An 18,533-nucleotide genomic window follows, 5' to 3' on the forward strand; every position below is an offset into this window, starting at 1 on the left:
GCAAGTACGCGACACCGGCGCAGGACCCCCACACCAGCCTCAGGACACCCACAGGACCCGCCAGGAAACCGAGGTTTACCGCCGCGTCCCACGCGCCCGCCGCGACACGACCGCCCGCAGCACCCGCCGCCCCTCCGTGGAGACACCGAGCGCCTGCCGCACCCCCGCCACGCCGTGCTGGGCGAGCAGTTCCAGCACCACGACCTGACGGCGCAGTTCGGCGGCGACGAGATGGGAGGCGCCCTCGGTACGACCCGCGCGGCAGGCCGCCACCGAGTCGTGACCCCCGGCGTCCAACGGGTCGAGCAGCTGATGGATCCGCAGGGCGGAGACCGAACACACGTCGGCCCACTCGCGCAGTGCGTCACCGGACCGCTCCACAGGCACCCCGTCGAGCATCCGACGGGCCAGCAGGACGATCTCCTCGCCCCCACCGGATCCGGATCCGGACCGCGTGTCGGATCCGGATCCGGACCGCGTGTCGGATCCGGATCCGGACCGCGTGTCGGATCCGGATCCGGAACGCGCGTCGGATCCGGAGCCCGAGCGCGCGTCGGACCGCGTGTCGGAGACGGCGTCGGCGTTTGCGTCGGCCGGGGCCAGTTCGCCCCGTACCTTCGCCACTCTCTCCCCCCACCCCTCCCCGTCGTCCACCAGACCCGCCCACAGCGGACGCAGAACCTCGTCGTCACCCCCGAGAAGCGGTACGCAACGGTCCAAACAAGCCAACCCACTTGCCGCCAGACCACGTTCGTCGGCCTGGGCGATCAGCTCCACCAGACTCATCACGCCTCCCCTCTCTCCCGCTCGACCACACCCCGGTTATACGGAGCACGCACTTCCCCTTACTGCGTGCGACAACTCAGGAGTGTCACAGAGGGACGACCCCGAGCCGGTCGAGCAACCGGAACAGAATGTTTTCAGCCAGGGGGTCCGCCGGTCCAGGCTCTGAGCTCAACACATCGAGCAGCGACCGTGCGCCGACGGCCCGCCCGGCCTCCGCGGCCCAGCCGACGGCGCGCTCGGCGGCGTCGCGCGGTTCGAGGAAGTAGTCCTCGACGGTGAGCCCTTCGCCGTCGCCCAGGTACGCGGCCATCGCACGCCGCGCGAGACACGTGGTCCACGCCCCGCTCTCCGGCCCGGCGGCCTCGACGACCACGCAGTCGCTGCCCATGACGTAACCGAACAGCGCGGGCGCCCCCGTCTCGCGGGCCAGCGCGTTCATGTTCCCGATGTCGCCGGTGCCCCCCGCGGCCTCGCCACCGGGCGCGCCCGTCGGATACGCCCACACCTGCCAGCCGCCGGCCGCCGTCACACACAGCGTCAAACCCTCGGCCCTGTCCAGCGCGTCCAGCTCCGCGAGGGGCCGCCCGCTTCTGCCCACGACGTAGTACCCCCAGTACCCCATACCGGGAATACACCACATCCGTACGGCGGTCCGCGCCCGGAATGAGGCAATCCGCACGGTCGCGTGAAGACGGCCCACAGCCTGACGGTCTCAGAGGGTGACGGACTCAGACGGTCACGGACTCCGTCTCACGCGGTGACGGACTCAGACGCTGACGGACTCCGGCTCACGCGGACCGGTCCGCGCCCTGCCGTCCTGCATGCGCGTGAGCGCGAGGACGAAGAGGGCAGCGAACAATGCGGACACGATTTCGAGAGAGTCCCCGAACAGCATCCACTGGGCGGCCAGCCGGTATTCCTCGACCTCCTCCGCCCTGAGGTACGCCCTGTCCCCGGCCTCTCCCGCGAAGAGGCTGAGCAGCCACAGCGTCCACCAGGTGTTGACGAGCGCGTGAGACCGGGGCTTCTCCCACGGACTGCTCGCGTCCCAGCAGTCGATCGCGATCCGGCGCGGGAACCACAGGTTCACCACGGGAACGAACCAGGCGCCGATCGCCCAGCCCCGCTTCTTCCGATGCCCGAAGGGGTCGAACACCTCGGCGTTGACCCGCACCCGGTGGAACCAGATCAGGAAGACGACGATCGCGGCGACGTAGGTGAGCGTCTGGAGGACACCGGCCAGGACGATGAGCCGGTCCGCCCGGTCGTAGTCCCGCTCCAGGGCCACGCCCCAGTCGTCGGCGGCCATCCGGTTCATCACATCGAGGAGCGAGAGGTCCGCCCACACCGCGACCAGGTCGGCAGCGGCGACCGCCCCGAGCAGGATCACCACCGCCCGCCCCAGCCCCACCGGCGACCGCAGCCAGGCGGTCCCGTGCGGCGTCACCACGGGAAAACCCGTTGCCGAGCCCCCGCCGGCGGCCGGACCTCCGTAGCCCCCGGCCTCACACGAGCGGCACAGGATGCCGTCGGGCGCCGCTTCGGAATGCCTACAGCGCGTACAGAACATGATGGAGCCCCCTGTGGTCGCACCCGAGCCAAGCCCTCCCCAGACCTTCACGCTCGGCAATCAGAACAGGCGGAACATACGGTTCGCCCGCCCCGCCCGTCCACTCGATTCGCCGTCCACTGGGTTTCCCCGTCCACTCGCTTTCGGCGCGGCCCAGCCCTGCGCCTGCGCGGGTCCCCGCCCGCAGGTCAGCTCACCTTCGCCGCCAGCTCGCGGAACTCCGCCCAGCTCAGCGCCGGCTTCCCCGGATCCCACAGCTTCTGCGACAGCGCCCGCAGCGGCATCCGGACGCCCGCCGCGACCTGCGCCTCGGTCTGCCGGTTCGCGAGGTCGCACCAGACGGCGAAGACACCGCCGAGGATCTGGTCGTCGTACTGCGCGGGGACGGCGGTCGTGCCCCGCAGCACCCGGGGGGTCCAGGACTCGTAGATGCGCTGCCCGGTCGGGTAGACGAACTGGTTGGGCTCGCCGAGGACGTAGTACAGGTACTCGTCGTTGTAGTTGATCACCTGCCGCCCGGCGCTCAGATACTCGACCGGCGGCCGGGCCCCGATCTCCTTGCCCGTCCAGTACGCGACCTGGATCGACTTGTCCGCCTGCACCGACCCGCCCCGGAAGAACCCGTCGTTCCAGGCCCGTACGGTCCGGTCGTGGCCGCGCATCACCTTGGCGCGGTCGTTCAGCCAGCCGGTCGCGAGGTCGGCGACGGTCGCGCCGGAGCCGTACTTCGCCCGCGCGGCGGCGGCCAGCCCCGGGTAGGACGCCTCGGGGTTCGACACCATCAGCGCCCGGTACTCGTCGCCGCCCAGATGCCAGTACGCGCCGTCGAAGAGGCCGGCGTACTCGTCCAGCAGCTCGTCCACGACCTCGGCGGACTCCGGGTTGGCGATGTCGACGGCTCCGCTCGCGGCCACGCCCTGGGCGTTCCTCAGCTGCAGCCCCGGATTGCCCGCGATCACGGCGCCCAGATGCCCGGGGGAGTCGATCTCCGGTACGACCTGGATGTGCCGGCTCTCCGCGAGGTCCAGGATCTTCTTCACCTGGGCCTTGGTGAGGTGCTGGTCCGACACCACCTCGGGGTGGCTCGTGGACTCGATCCGGAAGCCCTGGTCGTCGGAGAAGTGCAGCCCGAGCTGGTTGTACTTGAGGTCGCCCAGCTCACGGACGCGGTCCTCGATCCAGCCGGCCGTGAAGTGCTTGCGCGCGATGTCGAGCATGAACCCGCGCTGCGGCTTGGCCGGCTCGTCCCGGACGACGCCCTCCGGCGCCGTACCGCCGCCGCGGACCTCCTGCTTCAGGGTGCGCGTCCCGTAGAAGACGCCCGCCTCGGCGGGGGCGGCGATCCGTACCCGCCGGTCCTTCACCGTCAGCGTGTAGGCCTCCGACCTCGGCTCGTCCGCCCCGGTCAGCGCCAGCTCCACGTCCCCGTCCCGGGGCCGCGCCTCCCCCGCGAAGGCCAGCCCCAGCTCCCCGGCGGTCAGCCGACCCTCGTCTGCCAGTGCCGCGTTCCGTACGACGACCCGACCCCCGTCGGCGGGCTTCCAGCCGGGGCCACGGGCGGCCTCGTGCTGCCGTACGGCGGGGATGGTGCGCGGCTGCTGGGACAGCGGATACGAGCGCGAGGGTGACGGAGACGCGGACGGCGAACTCCGGGCGGCGCTCACGGACGACCGCGCCGGCGAGGGCTCCGACCCGCCGGGTGTGCGCTTCCCGTCGCCCGGCCACACGGTCACGGCCGCCGCCACCGCGCCGCCCGCCAGGACGACCCCGGCACCCAGGAGCAACCCTTTCGACGTGATCGCCGTCTTCCTGCGGGGCGCCCTGCGCCTACCCCGGTTCACGACGCGCCCCCGGTCCCGGTCCCGGTCCCGATCAGCATCCACGACATCTCACGCACCTCTCGCCCGCACCTTCCCCCGGTCTTCTTCCGGTCTTCTTCCGCTCTTCTCCCGGTCCCTTCCGAGCCCCCTTGTCGAACCTACGACGTCCCACCGTCCCATCCGTCCACCACAGGTTCCGAAACTCTCCCGTTCGGGTGAATTTCGGGCATCGAACGGACAGCTCATGACCCGCCTCGATAACGTGGTGGCACATTTCGCACAGCCTGCCCAGCCGACCCCTACGCACCGCCGAGGAACCACGCTGCCTCCGCACCGTCTCCCCCACCTCCCCGGCCAGGTCGCCATACCGGAGCAGGTCCGCACCCCCGGCCCGTCGGCCCTGGAGCGGTTCAACCACACCCCGGCCGACCTCACCCGGCAGGCTCTCCTCACCTGCCTGCGCAGTCTCCGCTGGGCCCAGCGCCTCACCGACCACCGCCCCTACCCCGACCTCGACGCGCTCCTCGCCGCGTCGGACGAGGCCGCGTACGACCTCACGGCGGCCGACCTGGCGGAGGCCCTGGCCGGCGAGACCCTCCCCGCCCTCCCCGACGACACCTACGGCGTGGCTCACACCGCCCTGAACGCCGCCCACGCCGCCTACGAGGCCCGCTTCGGCCACCTCTTCGTGATCTCCCAGGCCGGCGCCCACCCCGACGAACTCCTCGACCGCACCCTGGAGGGCATCCGCTCCCGCCTCACGAACGACCCGGAGGAGGAACGGGTGGTGGTGGCAGAAGAACTGCGCCGCCTGGCCAAGGAACGCCTCACCACCCACCTGACCGGCCCGAAGCCCCGCCTCTAGCCTGGCAACGCACGCGGCACCCACCCCGGATGCCACCCGCTACTCACCCTTACGTGCGCCTTTGTATGCCAGTTTGATCACACCAACCATCCCGGCTTAAGCCAAGTGCAACGACGTCGCTACCATGGCCGGGGCCGGTGGACCGTACCCGGCCGGGTCAGACCGACAAGCAAGCCGGCCGGCCCCAATCCCCGCTCCCGGAGGGTTCTTCCGTGCCGGCTGGAACGCTGTACCGCGGCCGGGAAGGAATGTGGTCCTGGGTGGCTCATCGAGTCACCGGCGTCCTCATCTTCTTCTTCCTGTTCGTACACGTGCTGGACACCGCTCTCGTCCGCGTCTCCCCCGACGCATACGACAAGGTCGTGGCCACGTACAAGACGCCGATCGTCGCGCTGCTGGAATACGGCCTCGTCGCCGCCATCCTCTTCCACGCGCTCAACGGTCTTCGGGTCATCGCCGTCGACTTCTGGTCGAACGGCCCCCGTCACCAGAAGACGATGCTCTGGTCCGTCGTCGGCATCTGGCTCGTGCTGATGGTCGGGGCCCTGTACCCCGTCCTCGGCCACGCCGTCCGTGAAGTCTTCGGGAGCTGAGACAGATGTCCGCCACTGAAACCACCGCATCCGGCATCGGCCCCGTCGAGGGCGCCGGGGAGCTGTCGGGCTACAGCCCCGACAACCCGGCCCCCTTCATCGAGCCGCCCCGCAAGCGCACCAAGAAGACCCCGAAGTCCACCCGCGGCAACTTCGAGATGGCCGCGTGGCTCTTCATGCGCCTGTCCGGCATCGTCCTGGTCGTCCTGGTCATCGGCCACCTGCTCATCCAGCTCGTCCTCGACGGCGGCGTCTCCAAGATCGGCTTCGCGTTCGTCGCGGGCCGCTGGGCGTCCCCGTTCTGGCAGACCTGGGACCTGCTGATGCTGTGGCTCGCGATGCTGCACGGCGCGAACGGCCTGCGCACGGTCATCAACGACTACGCGGAGCGCCCGAACACCCGCCTGTGGCTGAAGGGTCTGCTCTACACCGCCACGGTGTTCACCATCCTGCTGGGCACGCTGGTGATCTTCACCTTCGACCCGAACATCCGCTAGGCACGGGGCTGAGGCAACCGATCATGAAGATCCACAAGTACGACACCGTCATCGTCGGCGCCGGCGGCGCCGGTATGCGCGCGGCCATCGAGTCCACGCAGCGCAGCCGTACCGCCGTGCTGACCAAGCTGTACCCCACCCGCTCCCACACGGGCGCCGCGCAGGGCGGCATGGCCGCCGCGCTCGCCAACGTGGAGGAGGACAACTGGGAGTGGCACACCTTCGACACGATCAAGGGCGGTGACTACCTGGTCGACCAGGACGCCGCCGAGATCCTGGCGAAGGAGGCCATCGACTCCGTCCTCGACCTGGAGAAGATGGGCCTGCCGTTCAACCGGACGCCCAACGGGACGATCGACCAGCGCCGCTTCGGCGGTCACAGCCGCAACCACGGCGAGGCCCCGGTCCGCCGTTCCTGCTACGCGGCCGACCGCACCGGCCACATGATCCTCCAGACGCTGTACCAGAACTGCGTCAAGCACGGCGTGGAGTTCTTCAACGAGTTCTACGTCCTGGACCAGCTGATCACCGAGGTCGACGGCGTCAAGAAGTCGGCGGGCGTCGTCGCGTACGAACTCGCCACCGGTGAGATCCACATCTTCCAGGCGAAGGCCGTGATCTACGCGTCCGGCGGCACCGGCAAGTTCTTCAAGGTGACGTCGAACGCGCACACGCTGACCGGTGACGGCCAGGCGGCCGTGTACCGCCGGGGTCTGCCGCTGGAGGACATGGAGTTCTTCCAGTTCCACCCGACCGGCATCTGGCGCATGGGCATCCTGCTGACGGAGGGCGCCCGCGGTGAGGGCGGCATCCTCCGCAACAAGGACGGCGAGCGCTTCATGGAGAAGTACGCGCCGGTGATGAAGGACCTGGCCTCGCGAGACGTGGTGTCGAGGTCCATCTACACGGAGATCCGCGAGGGCCGCGGCTGCGGTCCCGAGGGCGACCACGTCTACCTGGACCTGACACACCTCCCGCCGGAGCAGCTCGACGCCAAGCTCCCGGACATCACCGAGTTCGCGCGGACGTACCTCGGCATCGAGCCCTACACGGACCCGATCCCGATCCAGCCGACCGCGCACTACGCCATGGGCGGCATCCCGACGAACGTCCGGGGTGAGGTCCTGATCGACAACACCACCGTCGTTCCGGGCCTGTACGCCGCCGGTGAGGTCGCCTGTGTCTCCGTGCACGGCGCCAACCGTCTCGGCACGAACTCACTGCTCGACATCAACGTGTTCGGCAAGCGGGCCGGCATCGCGGCCGCCGACTACTCCCAGACGGCCGACTTCGTCGAGCTGCCGGAGAACCCGGAGTCGCTGGTCGTCGAGCAGATCGAGCGGCTGCGCACGGCCACGGGCAACGAGCGCGTGGCGGACCTGCGGCGCGAGCTGCAGGAGACCATGGACGCCAACGTCATGGTGTTCCGCACCGAGCAGACGATCAAGACGGCCGTCGAGAAGATCGCCGAGCTGCGCGCGCGCTACAAGAACGTGGCGATCCAGGACAAGGGCCGCCGGTTCAACACCGACCTCCTGGAGGCCGTCGAGCTGGGCAACCTGCTCGACCTGGCCGAGGTCATGGCCGTGTCCGCACTCGCCCGCAAGGAGTCCCGCGGCGGTCACTACCGCGAGGACTACCCGAACCGCGACGACGTCAACTTCATGCGCCACACCATGGCGTACCGCGAGGTCGGCGACGACGGCACCGAGTCGATCCGTCTCGACTACAAGCCGGTCGTCCAGACCCGCTACCAGCCGATGGAGCGTAAGTACTGATGGCAACCCCGACCCTGGACAAGACGGACGCGGCAGGCAGCCCCGAGCCCGGTTTCGCCGACTCCCCGTACATCACGGTCACCTTCCGCATCCGTCGCTTCAACTCCGAAGTCTCGGCTGAGGCGACCTGGGAAGACTTCCAGCTGGAGATCGACCCCAAGGAGCGCGTCCTCGACGGCCTCCACAAGATCAAGTGGGACGTCGACGGCACGCTGACGTTCCGCCGCTCCTGCGCGCACGGCATCTGCGGCTCGGACGCCATGCGGATCAACGGCAGGAACCGTCTGGCCTGCAAGACGCTGATCAAGGACATCAACCCCGAGAAGCCGATCACGGTCGAGCCCATCAAGGGCCTCACGGTCCTCAAGGACCTCGTCGTGGACATGGAGCCGTTCTTCCAGGCGTACCGGGACGTGATGCCCTTCCTGATCACGAAGGACACCAACGAGCCGACGCGCGAGCGTTTCCAGACCGCCGAGGACCGCGAGCGCTTCGACGACACCACGAAGTGCATCCTCTGCGCCGCGTGCACGTCCTCGTGCCCGGTGTTCTGGAACGATGGCCAGTACTTCGGTCCGGCCGCCATCGTCAACGCGCACCGCTTCATCTTCGACTCGCGTGACGAGGCGGGCGAGCAGCGCCTGGAGATCCTCAACGACAAGGACGGCGTGTGGCGTTGCCGTACGACGTTCAACTGCACGGACGCCTGCCCGCGCGGTATCGAGGTCACCAAGGCGATCCAGGAGGTGAAGCGGGCGCTCATCACGCGCCGCTTCTGATCCGCCGTCGCAACGCATGAGGAAGGCCCGCAGGTTCACCTGCGGGCCTTCCTCATGCCCGGCGTACGCGGGCGTTCTCACGCCTCACGCCCCAAGGCCTCACCGCCCCAAGGCCTCACGCCCCAAGCACGAGGGCCCCGTCCCCGTGCGGAGCTCAGAGGGAAGCTCCGCGGCGGACGAGGCCCTTCGGTCGATCACCTCGGCGGTGATCCTCAGCGCGATCAGCCGCGCAGGACGCGGCCCTGCGCGTCGGTGCGGTCGTTGCTCGTGAGGAACAGGATGCCGTCGATCAGGGCCCAGAAGCCCAGGCCACCGCAGGTGAGGAGCTGGGCGACGCCCACGCCGACGGAACCGACGTAGAAACGACCGATGCCGAGCGTGCCGAGGAAGAGCTGCAGAACGCCGGCGACGATCTTCGACTTGTCGGAGTACGGGCGCCCCTGCGGGTCGTGGCCGAAGGGAGCGTCAGGGGTGGGGACGGTCATGGAAGTAACTCCTGGATGTACTGACTGAATAACCGAAGCGGATTGCTCCGGGGGGAGTCCAGGAGAGAAGGCGCGGCAAGAACCGGCAGCGATCGGGCACGGCAAATACCGGCCAGCGATCGAGCACGACGTAGTCCCCCGTCATCCCCCCTGTAGCCGTTGCAGCGTAATGAGACGCAGGGGGCGGATGGGAGGGGAACCAAGCGATCGTTCCGATTCCGTGATCCGATTCCAGCCAACTTGCGACAACTGGGCAACATAAAGCGGGCGTAAGGGATTTACGGGGGCGGGGCGAGGGAAGAAAGGAGGGTTCGGCGGCGCCGACTCGACCACTCAGCGGTCGCCCAGGGATCGCTCAGTGCGCTCAGTGCGCTCAGTGAAGGTTGCGGACGATCGTCCACGTCACCGCGATGCCCAGGATCAAGGCCTGGGTGCGGGGCTTCAGTTCGGGCCGCCAGCGGCGGCCTCGCAGGCCCTCGACGGCCCAGCGGCCGAGCAGTGCGAGCGCGAAGGGCGCGGCGAGCAGCAGCACGCGGTTGTCATGCCAGGCGGCGCTGAACTGGCCGTGCATCAGGTCGTACACCATGCGGGTGCCACCGCAGGCGGGGCAGAGCAGCCCCGTGACATAGCGGAACGGGCACTGGGGCAGCAGATGGCTGGGCTCGTGCGGGTTGGTGCCGTACAGGTACGCGGCGCCCGCCAGCCCGGCGGCGGCCACCGCGAAGGGGGCCGCCGCCGGATGCCGGAGAGCGATGAGGCCGCGCTCAGCCACGCAGGACACGTCCGTTGGAGTCCGTGGTGTTGCTGCCGGTCAGCAGGATGATGCCGTCGACCAGCGACCAGATGCCGAGGCCGCCGCAGGTGAGGAGCTGCGCGACGCCGAGGCCGACGTGACCGATGTAGAACCGGCCGACACCGAAGGCGCCCAGGAACAGCGAGAGGATGCCCGCGACGATCTTGGACTTGTCGGAGTACGGGCGGCCGTAGGGGTCGTAGCCGTAGGGGGCGTTGGGGTCACCCGTGTACGCGCCGCCCGGCGTGGGAGGCACCTGGTAGCCGCCGCCCTGCGGGTAACCGCCCTGCTGCGGGTAGCCGTAGCCGGGCTGGCCCGCACCCGGCTGCTGGTAACCGCCTTGCGGAGCGCCGTACGGGTCACCGGCCTGCGGAGCCCCGTACGGGTTGGCGCCCGGCTGGCCGGGGGCGGCGCTCGGGTACCCGTATCCGGGCTGCGGCGGCTGCGGGGGCTGAGCGGGCTGCTGAGGCTGCTCGGTCACGGTACTGACTCCTGCGTGTTGTTTGCTTGAGCGGCTGGCTAGCTGAATATGGGCTGTCCGTCATATTGCAGGAGGGAAGGGCCCGGAGAGAAGTTGTTACTTCGGCCGGGCCCGGCCCGACTCCCGCATGTGGGCGGAGTCACAGTCCGGCGATCACAGTTGGCCGAGGATCGTAGGTCCGTGATCTCCGTGCCCTTGGCGAGCAGCATCGCCTTGCTGAGGATGACAACGAGCATACGGTCGCCCTCGTAGGGGAGATAGCCGGTCTGCGGGGTTCCGTTCCCCGTACCGCCCCCGTTCCGGCTTCCGTTCGCGTTGCCGACGGCCGACTCGGGGACGAGGCGCAGGCCCGGCAGAGGGCGTGGGATCCAGCGCTCCGCCCGCAACCCCACTGCGGCAGCCCGCGCGCGGGCGACGCCACGCAGTCGACGGACAGCCGGAGCCAGCTGCACCAACCCCTGAGCTCGGCGGAGGAGTTGCCCCGGAGGGTGGCAATGGAGGCAGGGCGGGAGCGGCCTGCGAGAGAGGGGCCACTCCATCGGGTGATCCGCGCCGGACTGTCGGGCCGGATGGCAGCCAGTACACCAGAGTACTAGTATGTACACGTACTACACGGTGATCGCTGATGGCCTGGCATCTTGAAATGACCGGCGAGGTGCGCGACTGGCTGCACAGACTGCGCAAGGACGACCGCACCACGGCACGGCTGGTGGGCCAGGCGATTCAGGCACTGGCAGAGGAGGGCCCGGACCTGGGACGCCCCCTGGTGGACCGGATCAAGGGGTCCACCTTGCACCACCTCAAGGAACTGCGGCCTGGCTCGGCAGGAGAGACCGAGATCAGGATTCTCTTCGCCTTCGATCCCGAGCGCAGCGCGGTACTCCTGGTCGCGGGCGACAAGGCGGGGCGATGGACGGCGTGGTACCGCCGCGCGATCCCCTTGGCCGAGGAACGCTATACCGAGTGGCTGGACCACCTGGCCCGACGCCGTCACAAGGAGACAAAGCGATGACCAGCTTCCACTCATGGGACGAGGTCAAGGAAGAGGTCTTCGACACCGAGGACCTGGACGAGATCATGGCGGGTGCCCGGCGAATGGTCGCCGAGGCACGTGCGCACCGGTTGGCCGAGATGCGCAGGCAACTCGGCCTCACCCAGCGTGAGGTGGCCGACCGTATGCACGTACGGCAGGAACGGGTGTCCGCCATCGAACGCGGCAGGACCCAGTCCGCCGAGGTGGGAACCGTCGCGGCTTACGTGGAGGCACTGGGCGGGGAGCTGGAGATCGTCGCGAACTTCAATGGGACCCGGGTCGTGGTGGCGTAGTCCGGGATTCCTGAATCCCAGGCGTCCCGTACAACCCTCGTGCCTCGACGCGTGTCTCTTCTGTACGTCTGTTCGGCAATAGCCATGGATACACCGATGACTCGGGCGAATCACGGGCCCGACATCATTCATACGCGCTCTGCCCTCGCAGGCACCCATACCAGCGCGGGGCCGCCCAGTGAGCCCCCGCGCACACCGCAGGAGACGCATGTTCACGCGCAGGAATACCCGCCTGGTGCTCGCGACGGCCGCTGCCGTGTCGCTGACCGGCGGACTGCTCACCCTCTCGACGAGCACCGCGAGCGCCGCCCCCGCCAAGTACGCCGACGACTTCAACGGCGACGGGTACCGGGACTACGCGACCGTTCCTAAAGGCTGAGCGGGAGTGAGTCCTGTTGCCAGGTCTCATGCTCGGCCGAACGCCCCGGACGGTGTTGGGCGTTCTGGTTGCCCGCGTTCGCTCCGCGTCCGGGCGGCACGGATCGTGTCCGTGGTCCGGGAATGCGGGGGCGGGGTTCCTCACGCCCAGGGACGCCTGGTCCGGCCTGGACGGTCCGATGCCCCTGCTCATCGCTCCGGTGAGCAGGGGGCGGTGCCGTCCGTCGCCGGACCGGGTATCCCTGGGCGCGCCTTCCGATCGCCACGGCAGCAGCATCGTGGCGAGTGGTCCTACGGGTGGTGGTAGTCAGGGGTTTCTGCCAGTGCTGGGCGCCCCAGCGGCTGGTGTAGGCCGGGTCGACGGCGATGACCGCGATCCCCGTAGCGTCGGCCATCGAGGCCAGTCGGGCGCGGAGTCTGCCGGTGGGCATGCCGGAGATCAGCTGCCGGAAGCGTTTCCTGCGGCCGTGCTTCTCCCGGGTCTTCTCCGCATCGAAGTCCAGGTCCTCCACCGCGATCGCCTTCACACCGCACGCTTGGGCCCAGTGCAGCAGGCGGGTCAGGGCGTGGCGGATCTGGGCGTCGCGGTGTTCGGTGGTGCCGGTCAGGTCGTAGGAGAAGCGGCGCGGGCTGCCGGTCGGGTTGCCGTGGGTGTCCAGGCGCCAGGCGGCCAGGTGGTCAGCGTTCATGTCCACACCGATCACACCGTGCGCGAGAGCGGCCTCCAACGGGATGGCGGGGGTGGGCGGGATCTGCCAGGAGGCGGTCAGATACCAGCGGTCCCGGCCGGTGTCCAGGTGGATGCGGTAGGCGATGGCCCGGTTGGCCGCGACGCGGTCCGCCCACTCGCCGCCCCGGTGCGCGAACGCGACCCGGCACGCCAGGACGTACCGGCCGTGCGGGGAGTTCGCCAGATGCGCCAGCGGCGCGGGAAGCTTGATGCTCGCCTCGCCGTCCGGGCTGATGCGGATGGTCTCGTTGCCGTAGCGCTTGCCGGACTCACCGTCCGCCTGGCAGAACCAGCGCTCCGCCTCCCACCGCCCACGCCACTGCGACTCCGTCAGCCCGGCCTCGTCGAAGTGGTGGCGGGTGCGGGCCAGACGCTTGCCGCCGCGCACGACGTGCACAAGGCCGGCCTCACGGTCGGCCCGCGCGGCAGCCAGCCGGTCCTGAAGCACCCGCAGACGCCGAGATTTCGCGTGCCATTCCCGCCGGGACCGATACCCCCCGGGCGCCTTCCTCGTGCCCTTCTGCCCGACCGGCTGGGACAGCCGGTCCTCGATGGTGCGCACTCCGGCTTCCAGGTTCTGGATGTGCGCCAACTGGCAACGGCGGGCCAGCGCCCACTGGTCGTGCGTGGCCTTGGTGATGCTGCCCGCCCATCGCGACGACGACAGCGCCGTCAGCTTTTGCTTACGCACCGCCCACGTCTCACCGGAATGCTCCAGGCCGTCCCGGCAACGGACCTTGAGGTCCTTCGAGGCCAGCGACCCCAGATGCGCGCCCACCAGACGCAGCACCTTCTCATCGTCCGGCGTCAGCTGCTTCAGGCGGGTCCGAACGGCCACACCGCTCGGGCCGGACGCGACGAACGACGCCGCCACGCTCCTCAGCTCACCCATCCCGACACCCCCGCCCCATGCCACCCGAAGAACCCTGTCGCTCTGGGAAACGAGTACCACCCAGGAAGGTCACGCATTCGATGAGAGAACGTCAGTTCCCTGCTGAATAGGGACCCCACGCCCGGGCTACGCGACACGACACCGACCACCCACACTCACCAGAACGCCCTTGAACGCACTCCAGCGCCAGCAGCTCCAAACCCCCGGCTACGGTGAGTTCACCGTGACGTACGGCACCGCCGCGGGACCTGGCAGCATCACCAAGACGTTCACGCAGAACAGTGCCGGCGTCCCCGGGGAGGCCGGTGAAGCGGGCGGCTACGGCGACGGATTCGGTAAGGATCTCGCCGCCGCCGACCTCAACCGTGACGGCTACGCCGATCTGGCGGTCGCCGACCGCTCCGAGAAGGTGAGCGGGAAGGCCAGTGCGGGCGCGGTCACCATCATGTGGGGCGCCAAGTCCGGTCTCGGCAGCAAGGCGACCCGGCTCCCCATCAAGGCGAAGTCCCATCTCAGCTTCGGCAACGAGCTGGAGACCGGTGACTGCGACGGTGACGGCGACAAGGACCTCCTCGCCGGGAGCGTGAACCGCGAGACGAGCCTGTTCTTCCGGGCGAGCGCATCCGGGATCACGACGGGCACCGTGACGGAGCTGAACCTGAAGCCGAGGTTCCCGCAGTAGCCGGGGCGCACGCGTGGAGCGTTGCCGCTTGGCTGGATCGCATCCAACTTGTGTGACTGATGGGGCCCGTTGATCACAAAATGACCCCCATGATCATCCTGAGGAAAGCCGCGGCCGCGATCCTGATCGCGATACCCCCCACAGCCTCGGCAACGCCCGCCGCCCAGGACACCTACGGCGGCACGCTCGTCCGGGAGAACTTCAACCATCTCCCCCTCGGCCCGGTGACCAAGGGCCGGGGCTGGACCACCGACACGTCCAACGGTGCCCTGACCGTCGAGCCCAGCCCGGGCGGCCACGGCCGCGAACTCCGCGTCCGCACCGAGGGCAACGGCCGCGCCTTCGTCGTCCTGTCCGACCTCGCCCCGGCCGGCAACAGCTTCTGGGCTCGCATGCGGCTGCGGGTGACCGAGTTCCCCACGGCCCCGGACTGGGCCCACTGGACCCTCGCGGAAGCCTCCGGCGCGGACTCCCCCACCCTCGTCCGCCCCCTCGGCGGCCAGTACGCCCCCACCGACAAGGGCAACTTCTTGGGCGTGGGCTCCGACCTGGGCCCCACGGGTGACTGGACCAACTGGAAGACCTCGGCTCCGGCGGTCGCCGGGAAGTGGCAGTGCGTGGAATTCCACCTGGACGCGACGGACAACCGGGTCACGGTCTACCTCGACGGCGTACCCCAACCCGACCTGACCGTCTCCACGAAGAACCACGGCGGCACAGCGGACGACTTCGTCTTCCCCACCTTCGACAAGCTGAAGCTGGGCTGGCAGCTGTACCAGTCGGGCCCCACCCCGTCGTCGTACGACATGCGCATGGACGACATCGCGGTGAGCACCCGGCGGGTGGAGGGGTGCTCTTCCTGACCGGTCAGTACCGTCAGTCGGCGCGTTCCACGACGAGGGAGATCCTCGATTCCGCAAGGTAGAAGTCGTCGGGGAAGTACTCGATGTGCAGGTGTTCCCCCGGCACGCCTTCCCGGCACAGGCCCAGGATGTTCTCCGCCAGGACTTTCATGGATTCCCCGGAACCCGTGAAGGTCAGGGCCTGCCGGTCCGCGTCGACGGACATCTTCACCAGCCCGGGTGCGGTCGACCGCACCCGGATGCCCGTGAGGCAGCGGGAGTACGGGGAAGGATCATCCCCCGGGCTGGTGCTGATCTCCACGTCGCCCCCGGTCAGGGCGTTCGCCCATTCCTCCAGGGAGTGCACGCTCCCGGAGACCTCCACTTCACCGGGTTCCGCGGAACAGCGGACGACGAGCTGCGACTGAAACTGAATCACGGAATGTCCCCACGTCTGACGGTGCTCATGTCGATCGGAATATGCGGATCGGCCGCCGCTTCCGGAGATGACAACCCGTCCTTCCCGCCGTCGAAGGCGGCCACCTTCGACCCGGCTTCGTCCATCGAGATCGCCGGGCAAGTGGAGTTGTGGACCAGGACCGGTGTGTCCCCAGCCAGCACATAGTAGGTGTGCAGATCAGCGGCGGTGAGCTTGTACGTCCGGGCGTGCTGCGTGTAGGCAGCGTTGCCGGTCACGAGGGCTGTGTCGCCTTCGTCGCTGAGCAGGGTCATGCCCGGCTCAAGGTCGCCGCTTCGATCCAGTCGCCCATAGATGACATCGCCGTGAGCAGCCGCCGGGTGGGTGGCGGCGAGACCTGACACAGCGGACCAAGCACCACGCTTCTCCCGATCTCGAAGCCATAGCTCCTGAGGGGGCCGCCCGTTCTCCGCGAATGGGCGGCCCCGTCGCCTATACGCCCTGGACGCGCCACTCCGCCCACACCTCCTTGCCACCGCCACTACGCCGCCCGTTGACGACGAGGTAATGCCCCCATTCGTCGGCGCACGCCCTCGACAGCAACAGCCCCCGCCCGCTTTCGGCGTCGAGCCCTGGCCCCGGCCTTTCGCGCGGCAGACACGGACTGCTGTCCCACACGCTCAGCCGTAGCCGCCCGTCGGCGCGTAGAAGCCGTACAGCGACCGAATCCCTCGTATGAACAAGGGAGTTCGTGACCAGCTCGGAGGCGACGAGTTGGGCGTTGTCGAGGACGGTGGGGTCGGCTCGGTAGCGGGTGAGTACGTCTCGCACATGGGCGCGGACGATGCCAGGGCCGAGAGGCGAGTGGGGGATTCGGAGGGCGTACTCCCAGTCGGTGTCGAGCGGGGAGTCTGAGCAGTGGGCGTTCAGGGCGAGTTCGGTCATGACCGTAACTCCTCGTTGAGATACGGGGGTTGGATAGGGGACAGAGAAACGGCAGTCGGGCGACGCGTGCGGTGGCTCTGCCGCCGAGTCGCTGCTCTGCATGGGCAGGCAGGGGCGGTGCACTTCCGGGAACGTCATGTCACGGTAGGTAGTTGGTGTGATACCAACCGTAAAGCAGGCGACTACAATACTGCTACCGAACACGGAAACTTCCTGAATAGGAGCAGATGTGCCACCAAGGCCCACAGCAACCGCCAGGCAACAACGACTAGGCGCTGAGCTGCGCAAACTACGCGAGCGCGCCGACCTGTCCACTCGTGCAGCGGGTCAGAAACTGGGCGTCGATCCAGCCCGGATCAGCAACATCGAGTCCGGGAGATTCGGCGTCAGCGCCGATCGCGTTCGAGCGTTCGCACTTGGGTACGACTGCGACGACGAGCCGTATGTCGAGGCACTGGCCGCCATGACCGCAGGCCGCTCCCGCAACTGGTGGGACGACTACCGAGACCTCCTGCCGCCGGTCCTGCTGGACCTGTCGGAAATGGAGGAGCACGCGACAGCACTCCGCACGGTCCAGTTCACACACCTGCCAGGGCTACTCCAGACGCCAGACTATGGCCGCCTCATCTTCCAGCAGAACGTCCCGGCGCTATCGCCACCCTTGATCGAGCACCGCCTTTCCCACCGCATCAAGCGCCAAGGCGTCCTCTACGCTGACGGCCCGAAGCCGTACACAGGGATCATCCACGAGGCGGCCCTGCGCATGCAGTTCGGTGGCCCTGAAGTCATGCGCAAACAGCTGGCGCACATCGCGGAGATGAGCGAGCGTGAGCATGTAACGGTCCTCGTGCTCCCGTTCGCAGCGGGAATCTTCCCCGGTGCAGGTCAGACCGTGGTCATCGCCGAAGGACCGCATCCCCGGCTGGACACCGTGCAACTCGATACGGAACACGGCTCCGAATTCCTGCACGCAGAGGCTCAATTGGTAAAGTACCGGACGATCATGGGCCGCATGGAGAACCTGTCGCTCGGCCCCGGCCCCTCCCGCGACTTCATCCACACCCTGATCGCAAACCTCTGAAAGGCCACCTCATGCCCGAACCCCATTGGCAGAAGTCTTCGTTCAGCAGCGAGGCCAGCAACTGCATAGAGCTGGCCCCCACCCCCGACGGAACGATCCTTCTCCGCGAGTCCGACGACCCGACGGTCACTCTGAACTTCCAGCCCCGGGAACTCACCGCCCTGCTCCACACGACGCGGCGAGGCATATCTCCCACCTCAAACGATCACTCGCATCGAGTTGTTGACCTCACCCGTCAGAAATTCACAAGGCCGTCCGCTACCGCGGGCAACGACCACAATTCCGACCTACCCGCCACGGCAGCCGTCCACTGGCCGGCACCGTTGCCATCAAACGGAGGCCTCGCAGGAATTATCCCACGGACCTCCAGGACCATTTCTCATTTCCCCTAAAAGGCGGTCGAACCGCTAAAATACACCGCAGGAATTTCCACACGGAGCAACCAAGTCGACCACCTTTCACGCAAGTGGTAAACCCCCTAAAGCGGGAAGTCATTTTTCCAGGGAGCGTCGAGAGTTTCTGGATCAACACCAAGATTCCGCACCACCATATCGACTTCTTCGACGGTCTCAACCGTAGCCACATGGACGCGTTCAATGTCCTCTTCACCGAAGCAAGCATCTTCATCCACGATGAGCTTGGGGATTTCAACCGTCGAGATCCTGAACTTGCCGTCCCTCATAGGAAAGGCCCACACCCAGGCGTAAGAATCTGGAGTGCCGGGATGGCGGCGCGCCGACACCAGAGCCCTTGTCATTACGAGGCGGTTTGCGACCTCGGTGCGCATACGAC

The 18,533-nt window shown here is 68.3% G+C and carries 23 protein-coding genes and 1 pseudogene; 12 read left to right on the forward strand and 12 right to left on the reverse strand.

The window, feature by feature from the left end; all coding sequences use genetic code 11:
• Positions 1-75: 75 nt before the first annotated feature.
• The 4 genes from OG622_RS18915 to OG622_RS18930 all read right to left on the reverse strand — a co-directional run bounded on the left by OG622_RS18915 (position 76) and on the right by OG622_RS18930 (position 4,197).
• Complete coding sequence (locus tag OG622_RS18915) at positions 76-786, reverse strand: hypothetical protein (protein ID WP_371577453.1); 711 nt, start codon at positions 784-786, stop codon at positions 76-78.
• Between the two features lie 85 nt (positions 787-871).
• Positions 872-1,408 (reverse strand): hypothetical protein, encoded by a 537-nt coding sequence (locus tag OG622_RS18920; RefSeq protein ID WP_371577454.1) that lies wholly within the window; start codon positions 1,406-1,408, stop codon positions 872-874.
• A gap of 144 nt (positions 1,409-1,552) precedes the next feature.
• On the reverse strand, positions 1,553-2,356 hold the full coding sequence (locus OG622_RS18925; protein WP_371577455.1) for a DUF4328 domain-containing protein: 804 nt from the start codon (positions 2,354-2,356) through the stop codon (positions 1,553-1,555).
• A gap of 188 nt (positions 2,357-2,544) precedes the next feature.
• Positions 2,545-4,197 (reverse strand): glycoside hydrolase family 20 protein, encoded by a 1,653-nt coding sequence (locus tag OG622_RS18930; protein WP_371577456.1) that lies wholly within the window; start codon positions 4,195-4,197, stop codon positions 2,545-2,547.
• Between the two features lie 223 nt (positions 4,198-4,420).
• Here OG622_RS18930 and OG622_RS18935 point away from each other — a divergent pair, with 223 nt between their 5' ends.
• The 5 genes from OG622_RS18935 to OG622_RS18955 all read left to right on the forward strand — a co-directional run bounded on the left by OG622_RS18935 (position 4,421) and on the right by OG622_RS18955 (position 8,688).
• The gene (locus OG622_RS18935) at positions 4,421-5,041 is read left to right on the forward strand and encodes a 2-oxo-4-hydroxy-4-carboxy-5-ureidoimidazoline decarboxylase (protein ID WP_371577458.1); all 621 of its coding nucleotides are present in this window, start codon (positions 4,421-4,423) and stop codon (positions 5,039-5,041) included.
• 212 nt (positions 5,042-5,253) lie between these two features.
• Positions 5,254-5,634 carry a succinate dehydrogenase, cytochrome b556 subunit gene (sdhC, locus tag OG622_RS18940; protein ID WP_371577460.1) on the forward strand — a complete coding sequence of 127 codons (381 nt, stop codon included), beginning with the start codon at positions 5,254-5,256 and terminating at the stop codon, positions 5,632-5,634.
• A 5-nt stretch (positions 5,635-5,639) separates the two neighbouring features.
• Positions 5,640-6,131, forward strand: coding sequence for a succinate dehydrogenase hydrophobic membrane anchor subunit (locus OG622_RS18945; RefSeq protein WP_371577462.1), 492 nt, complete (start codon positions 5,640-5,642; stop codon positions 6,129-6,131).
• Between the two features lie 23 nt (positions 6,132-6,154).
• Positions 6,155-7,909, forward strand: a complete 1,755-nt coding sequence (gene sdhA / locus OG622_RS18950) for a succinate dehydrogenase flavoprotein subunit (protein WP_371577464.1) — start codon at positions 6,155-6,157, stop codon at positions 7,907-7,909.
• A complete protein-coding gene (locus tag OG622_RS18955; protein ID WP_371577466.1) occupies positions 7,909-8,688 on the forward strand; it encodes a succinate dehydrogenase iron-sulfur subunit in 780 nt (259 codons plus the stop codon). Before sdhA ends, OG622_RS18955 begins: the two co-directional genes overlap by 1 nt.
• A 221-nt stretch (positions 8,689-8,909) precedes the next feature.
• Here the strand turns inward: OG622_RS18955 and OG622_RS18960 are convergent, their stop codons facing one another.
• The 3 genes from OG622_RS18960 to OG622_RS18970 form a co-directional block, all read right to left on the reverse strand.
• The gene (locus OG622_RS18960) at positions 8,910-9,173 is read right to left on the reverse strand and encodes a TM2 domain-containing protein (RefSeq protein WP_318812909.1); all 264 of its coding nucleotides are present in this window, start codon (positions 9,171-9,173) and stop codon (positions 8,910-8,912) included.
• 373 nt (positions 9,174-9,546) lie between these two features.
• Complete coding sequence (locus tag OG622_RS18965; protein WP_371577467.1) at positions 9,547-9,945, reverse strand: DUF2752 domain-containing protein; 399 nt, start codon at positions 9,943-9,945, stop codon at positions 9,547-9,549.
• Positions 9,938-10,447, reverse strand: coding sequence for a TM2 domain-containing protein (locus OG622_RS18970; RefSeq protein WP_371577468.1), 510 nt, complete (start codon positions 10,445-10,447; stop codon positions 9,938-9,940). The genes OG622_RS18965 and OG622_RS18970 overlap by 8 nt, the downstream gene beginning before the upstream one ends.
• 625 nt (positions 10,448-11,072) lie before the next feature.
• Between OG622_RS18970 and OG622_RS18975 the strand changes: the two genes are divergently transcribed.
• The 3 genes from OG622_RS18975 to OG622_RS18985 all read left to right on the forward strand — a co-directional run bounded on the left by OG622_RS18975 (position 11,073) and on the right by OG622_RS18985 (position 12,152).
• Positions 11,073-11,459 carry a type II toxin-antitoxin system RelE/ParE family toxin gene (locus OG622_RS18975; RefSeq protein WP_371577470.1) on the forward strand — a complete coding sequence of 129 codons (387 nt, stop codon included), beginning with the start codon at positions 11,073-11,075 and terminating at the stop codon, positions 11,457-11,459.
• Positions 11,456-11,773: a helix-turn-helix domain-containing protein gene (locus tag OG622_RS18980; RefSeq protein WP_371577471.1), complete on the forward strand. Its 318-nt coding sequence runs from the start codon at positions 11,456-11,458 to the stop codon at positions 11,771-11,773. Before OG622_RS18975 ends, OG622_RS18980 begins: the two co-directional genes overlap by 4 nt.
• 208 nt (positions 11,774-11,981) lie before the next feature.
• Positions 11,982-12,152, forward strand: a complete 171-nt coding sequence (locus OG622_RS18985) for a hypothetical protein (RefSeq protein ID WP_371577473.1) — start codon at positions 11,982-11,984, stop codon at positions 12,150-12,152.
• Here the strand turns inward: OG622_RS18985 and OG622_RS18990 are convergent.
• Positions 12,142-13,773, reverse strand: a pseudogene (locus tag OG622_RS18990) (IS200/IS605 family accessory protein TnpB-related protein). The gene OG622_RS18985 and the pseudogene OG622_RS18990 overlap by 11 nt on opposite strands.
• 169 nt (positions 13,774-13,942) lie before the next feature.
• Here OG622_RS18990 and OG622_RS18995 point away from each other — a divergent pair.
• Positions 13,943-14,455, forward strand: a complete 513-nt coding sequence (locus OG622_RS18995) for an FG-GAP repeat protein (protein WP_371577474.1) — start codon at positions 13,943-13,945, stop codon at positions 14,453-14,455.
• An 89-nt stretch (positions 14,456-14,544) separates the two neighbouring features.
• The gene (locus tag OG622_RS19000; RefSeq protein ID WP_371577476.1) at positions 14,545-15,318 is read left to right on the forward strand and encodes a hypothetical protein; all 774 of its coding nucleotides are present in this window, start codon (positions 14,545-14,547) and stop codon (positions 15,316-15,318) included.
• 13 nt (positions 15,319-15,331) lie between these two features.
• On the opposite strand, the gene OG622_RS19005 is transcribed toward OG622_RS19000, so the two are convergent.
• From OG622_RS19005 to OG622_RS19015, 3 genes are all read right to left on the reverse strand, one after another.
• Positions 15,332-15,736 (reverse strand): hypothetical protein, encoded by a 405-nt coding sequence (locus OG622_RS19005; protein ID WP_371577478.1) that lies wholly within the window; start codon positions 15,734-15,736, stop codon positions 15,332-15,334.
• Complete coding sequence (locus OG622_RS19010) at positions 15,733-16,119, reverse strand: polymorphic toxin-type HINT domain-containing protein (protein ID WP_371577479.1); 387 nt, start codon at positions 16,117-16,119, stop codon at positions 15,733-15,735. The genes OG622_RS19005 and OG622_RS19010 overlap by 4 nt, the downstream gene beginning before the upstream one ends.
• An 88-nt stretch (positions 16,120-16,207) precedes the next feature.
• Entirely contained in the window at positions 16,208-16,660 is a 453-nt protein-coding gene (locus OG622_RS19015; protein ID WP_371577481.1) for an ATP-binding protein, read from the reverse strand.
• Between the two features lie 229 nt (positions 16,661-16,889).
• On the opposite strand from OG622_RS19015, the gene OG622_RS19020 reads away from it, so the two are divergent.
• A complete protein-coding gene (locus OG622_RS19020; protein ID WP_371577483.1) occupies positions 16,890-17,741 on the forward strand; it encodes a helix-turn-helix domain-containing protein in 852 nt (283 codons plus the stop codon).
• 11 nt (positions 17,742-17,752) lie between these two features.
• The gene (locus tag OG622_RS19025; protein WP_371577485.1) at positions 17,753-18,133 is read left to right on the forward strand and encodes a DUF397 domain-containing protein; all 381 of its coding nucleotides are present in this window, start codon (positions 17,753-17,755) and stop codon (positions 18,131-18,133) included.
• Positions 18,134-18,219: 86 nt separating this feature from the next.
• Here OG622_RS19025 and OG622_RS19030 read toward each other — a convergent pair whose 3' ends face one another.
• A complete protein-coding gene (locus OG622_RS19030; RefSeq protein ID WP_371577487.1) occupies positions 18,220-18,528 on the reverse strand; it encodes a hypothetical protein in 309 nt (102 codons plus the stop codon).
• Positions 18,529-18,533: the final 5 nt, after the last annotated feature.

The organism is Streptomyces sp. NBC_01314, from assembly GCF_041435215.1.
Taxonomy (GTDB): Bacteria; Actinomycetota; Actinomycetes; order Streptomycetales; family Streptomycetaceae; genus Streptomyces.

What these genes read in the sequence shown, in the direction of transcription:
- OG622_RS18915 (WP_371577453.1), bottom strand. Translation starts at nt 786, where the DNA reads ATGAGTCTGGTGGAGCTGATCGCCCAGGCCGACGAACGTGGTCTGGCG.
- OG622_RS18920 (WP_371577454.1), bottom strand. Translation starts at nt 1,408, where the DNA reads ATGGGGTACTGGGGGTACTACGTCGTGGGCAGAAGCGGGCGGCCCCTC.
- OG622_RS18925 (WP_371577455.1), bottom strand. Translation starts at nt 2,356, where the DNA reads ATGTTCTGTACGCGCTGTAGGCATTCCGAAGCGGCGCCCGACGGCATC.
- OG622_RS18935 (WP_371577458.1), top strand. Translation starts at nt 4,421, where the DNA reads ATGACCCGCCTCGATAACGTGGTGGCACATTTCGCACAGCCTGCCCAG.
- OG622_RS18945 (WP_371577462.1), top strand. Translation starts at nt 5,640, where the DNA reads ATGTCCGCCACTGAAACCACCGCATCCGGCATCGGCCCCGTCGAGGGC.
- sdhA (WP_371577464.1), top strand. Translation starts at nt 6,155, where the DNA reads ATGAAGATCCACAAGTACGACACCGTCATCGTCGGCGCCGGCGGCGCC.
- OG622_RS18955 (WP_371577466.1), top strand. Translation starts at nt 7,909, where the DNA reads ATGGCAACCCCGACCCTGGACAAGACGGACGCGGCAGGCAGCCCCGAG.
- OG622_RS18960 (WP_318812909.1), bottom strand. Translation starts at nt 9,173, where the DNA reads ATGACCGTCCCCACCCCTGACGCTCCCTTCGGCCACGACCCGCAGGGG.
- OG622_RS18975 (WP_371577470.1), top strand. Translation starts at nt 11,073, where the DNA reads ATGGCCTGGCATCTTGAAATGACCGGCGAGGTGCGCGACTGGCTGCAC.
- OG622_RS18980 (WP_371577471.1), top strand. Translation starts at nt 11,456, where the DNA reads ATGACCAGCTTCCACTCATGGGACGAGGTCAAGGAAGAGGTCTTCGAC.
- OG622_RS18985 (WP_371577473.1), top strand. Translation starts at nt 11,982, where the DNA reads ATGTTCACGCGCAGGAATACCCGCCTGGTGCTCGCGACGGCCGCTGCC.
- OG622_RS19000 (WP_371577476.1), top strand. Translation starts at nt 14,545, where the DNA reads ATGATCATCCTGAGGAAAGCCGCGGCCGCGATCCTGATCGCGATACCC.
- OG622_RS19015 (WP_371577481.1), bottom strand. Translation starts at nt 16,660, where the DNA reads ATGACCGAACTCGCCCTGAACGCCCACTGCTCAGACTCCCCGCTCGAC.
- OG622_RS19025 (WP_371577485.1), top strand. Translation starts at nt 17,753, where the DNA reads ATGCCCGAACCCCATTGGCAGAAGTCTTCGTTCAGCAGCGAGGCCAGC.
- OG622_RS19030 (WP_371577487.1), bottom strand. Translation starts at nt 18,528, where the DNA reads ATGCGCACCGAGGTCGCAAACCGCCTCGTAATGACAAGGGCTCTGGTG.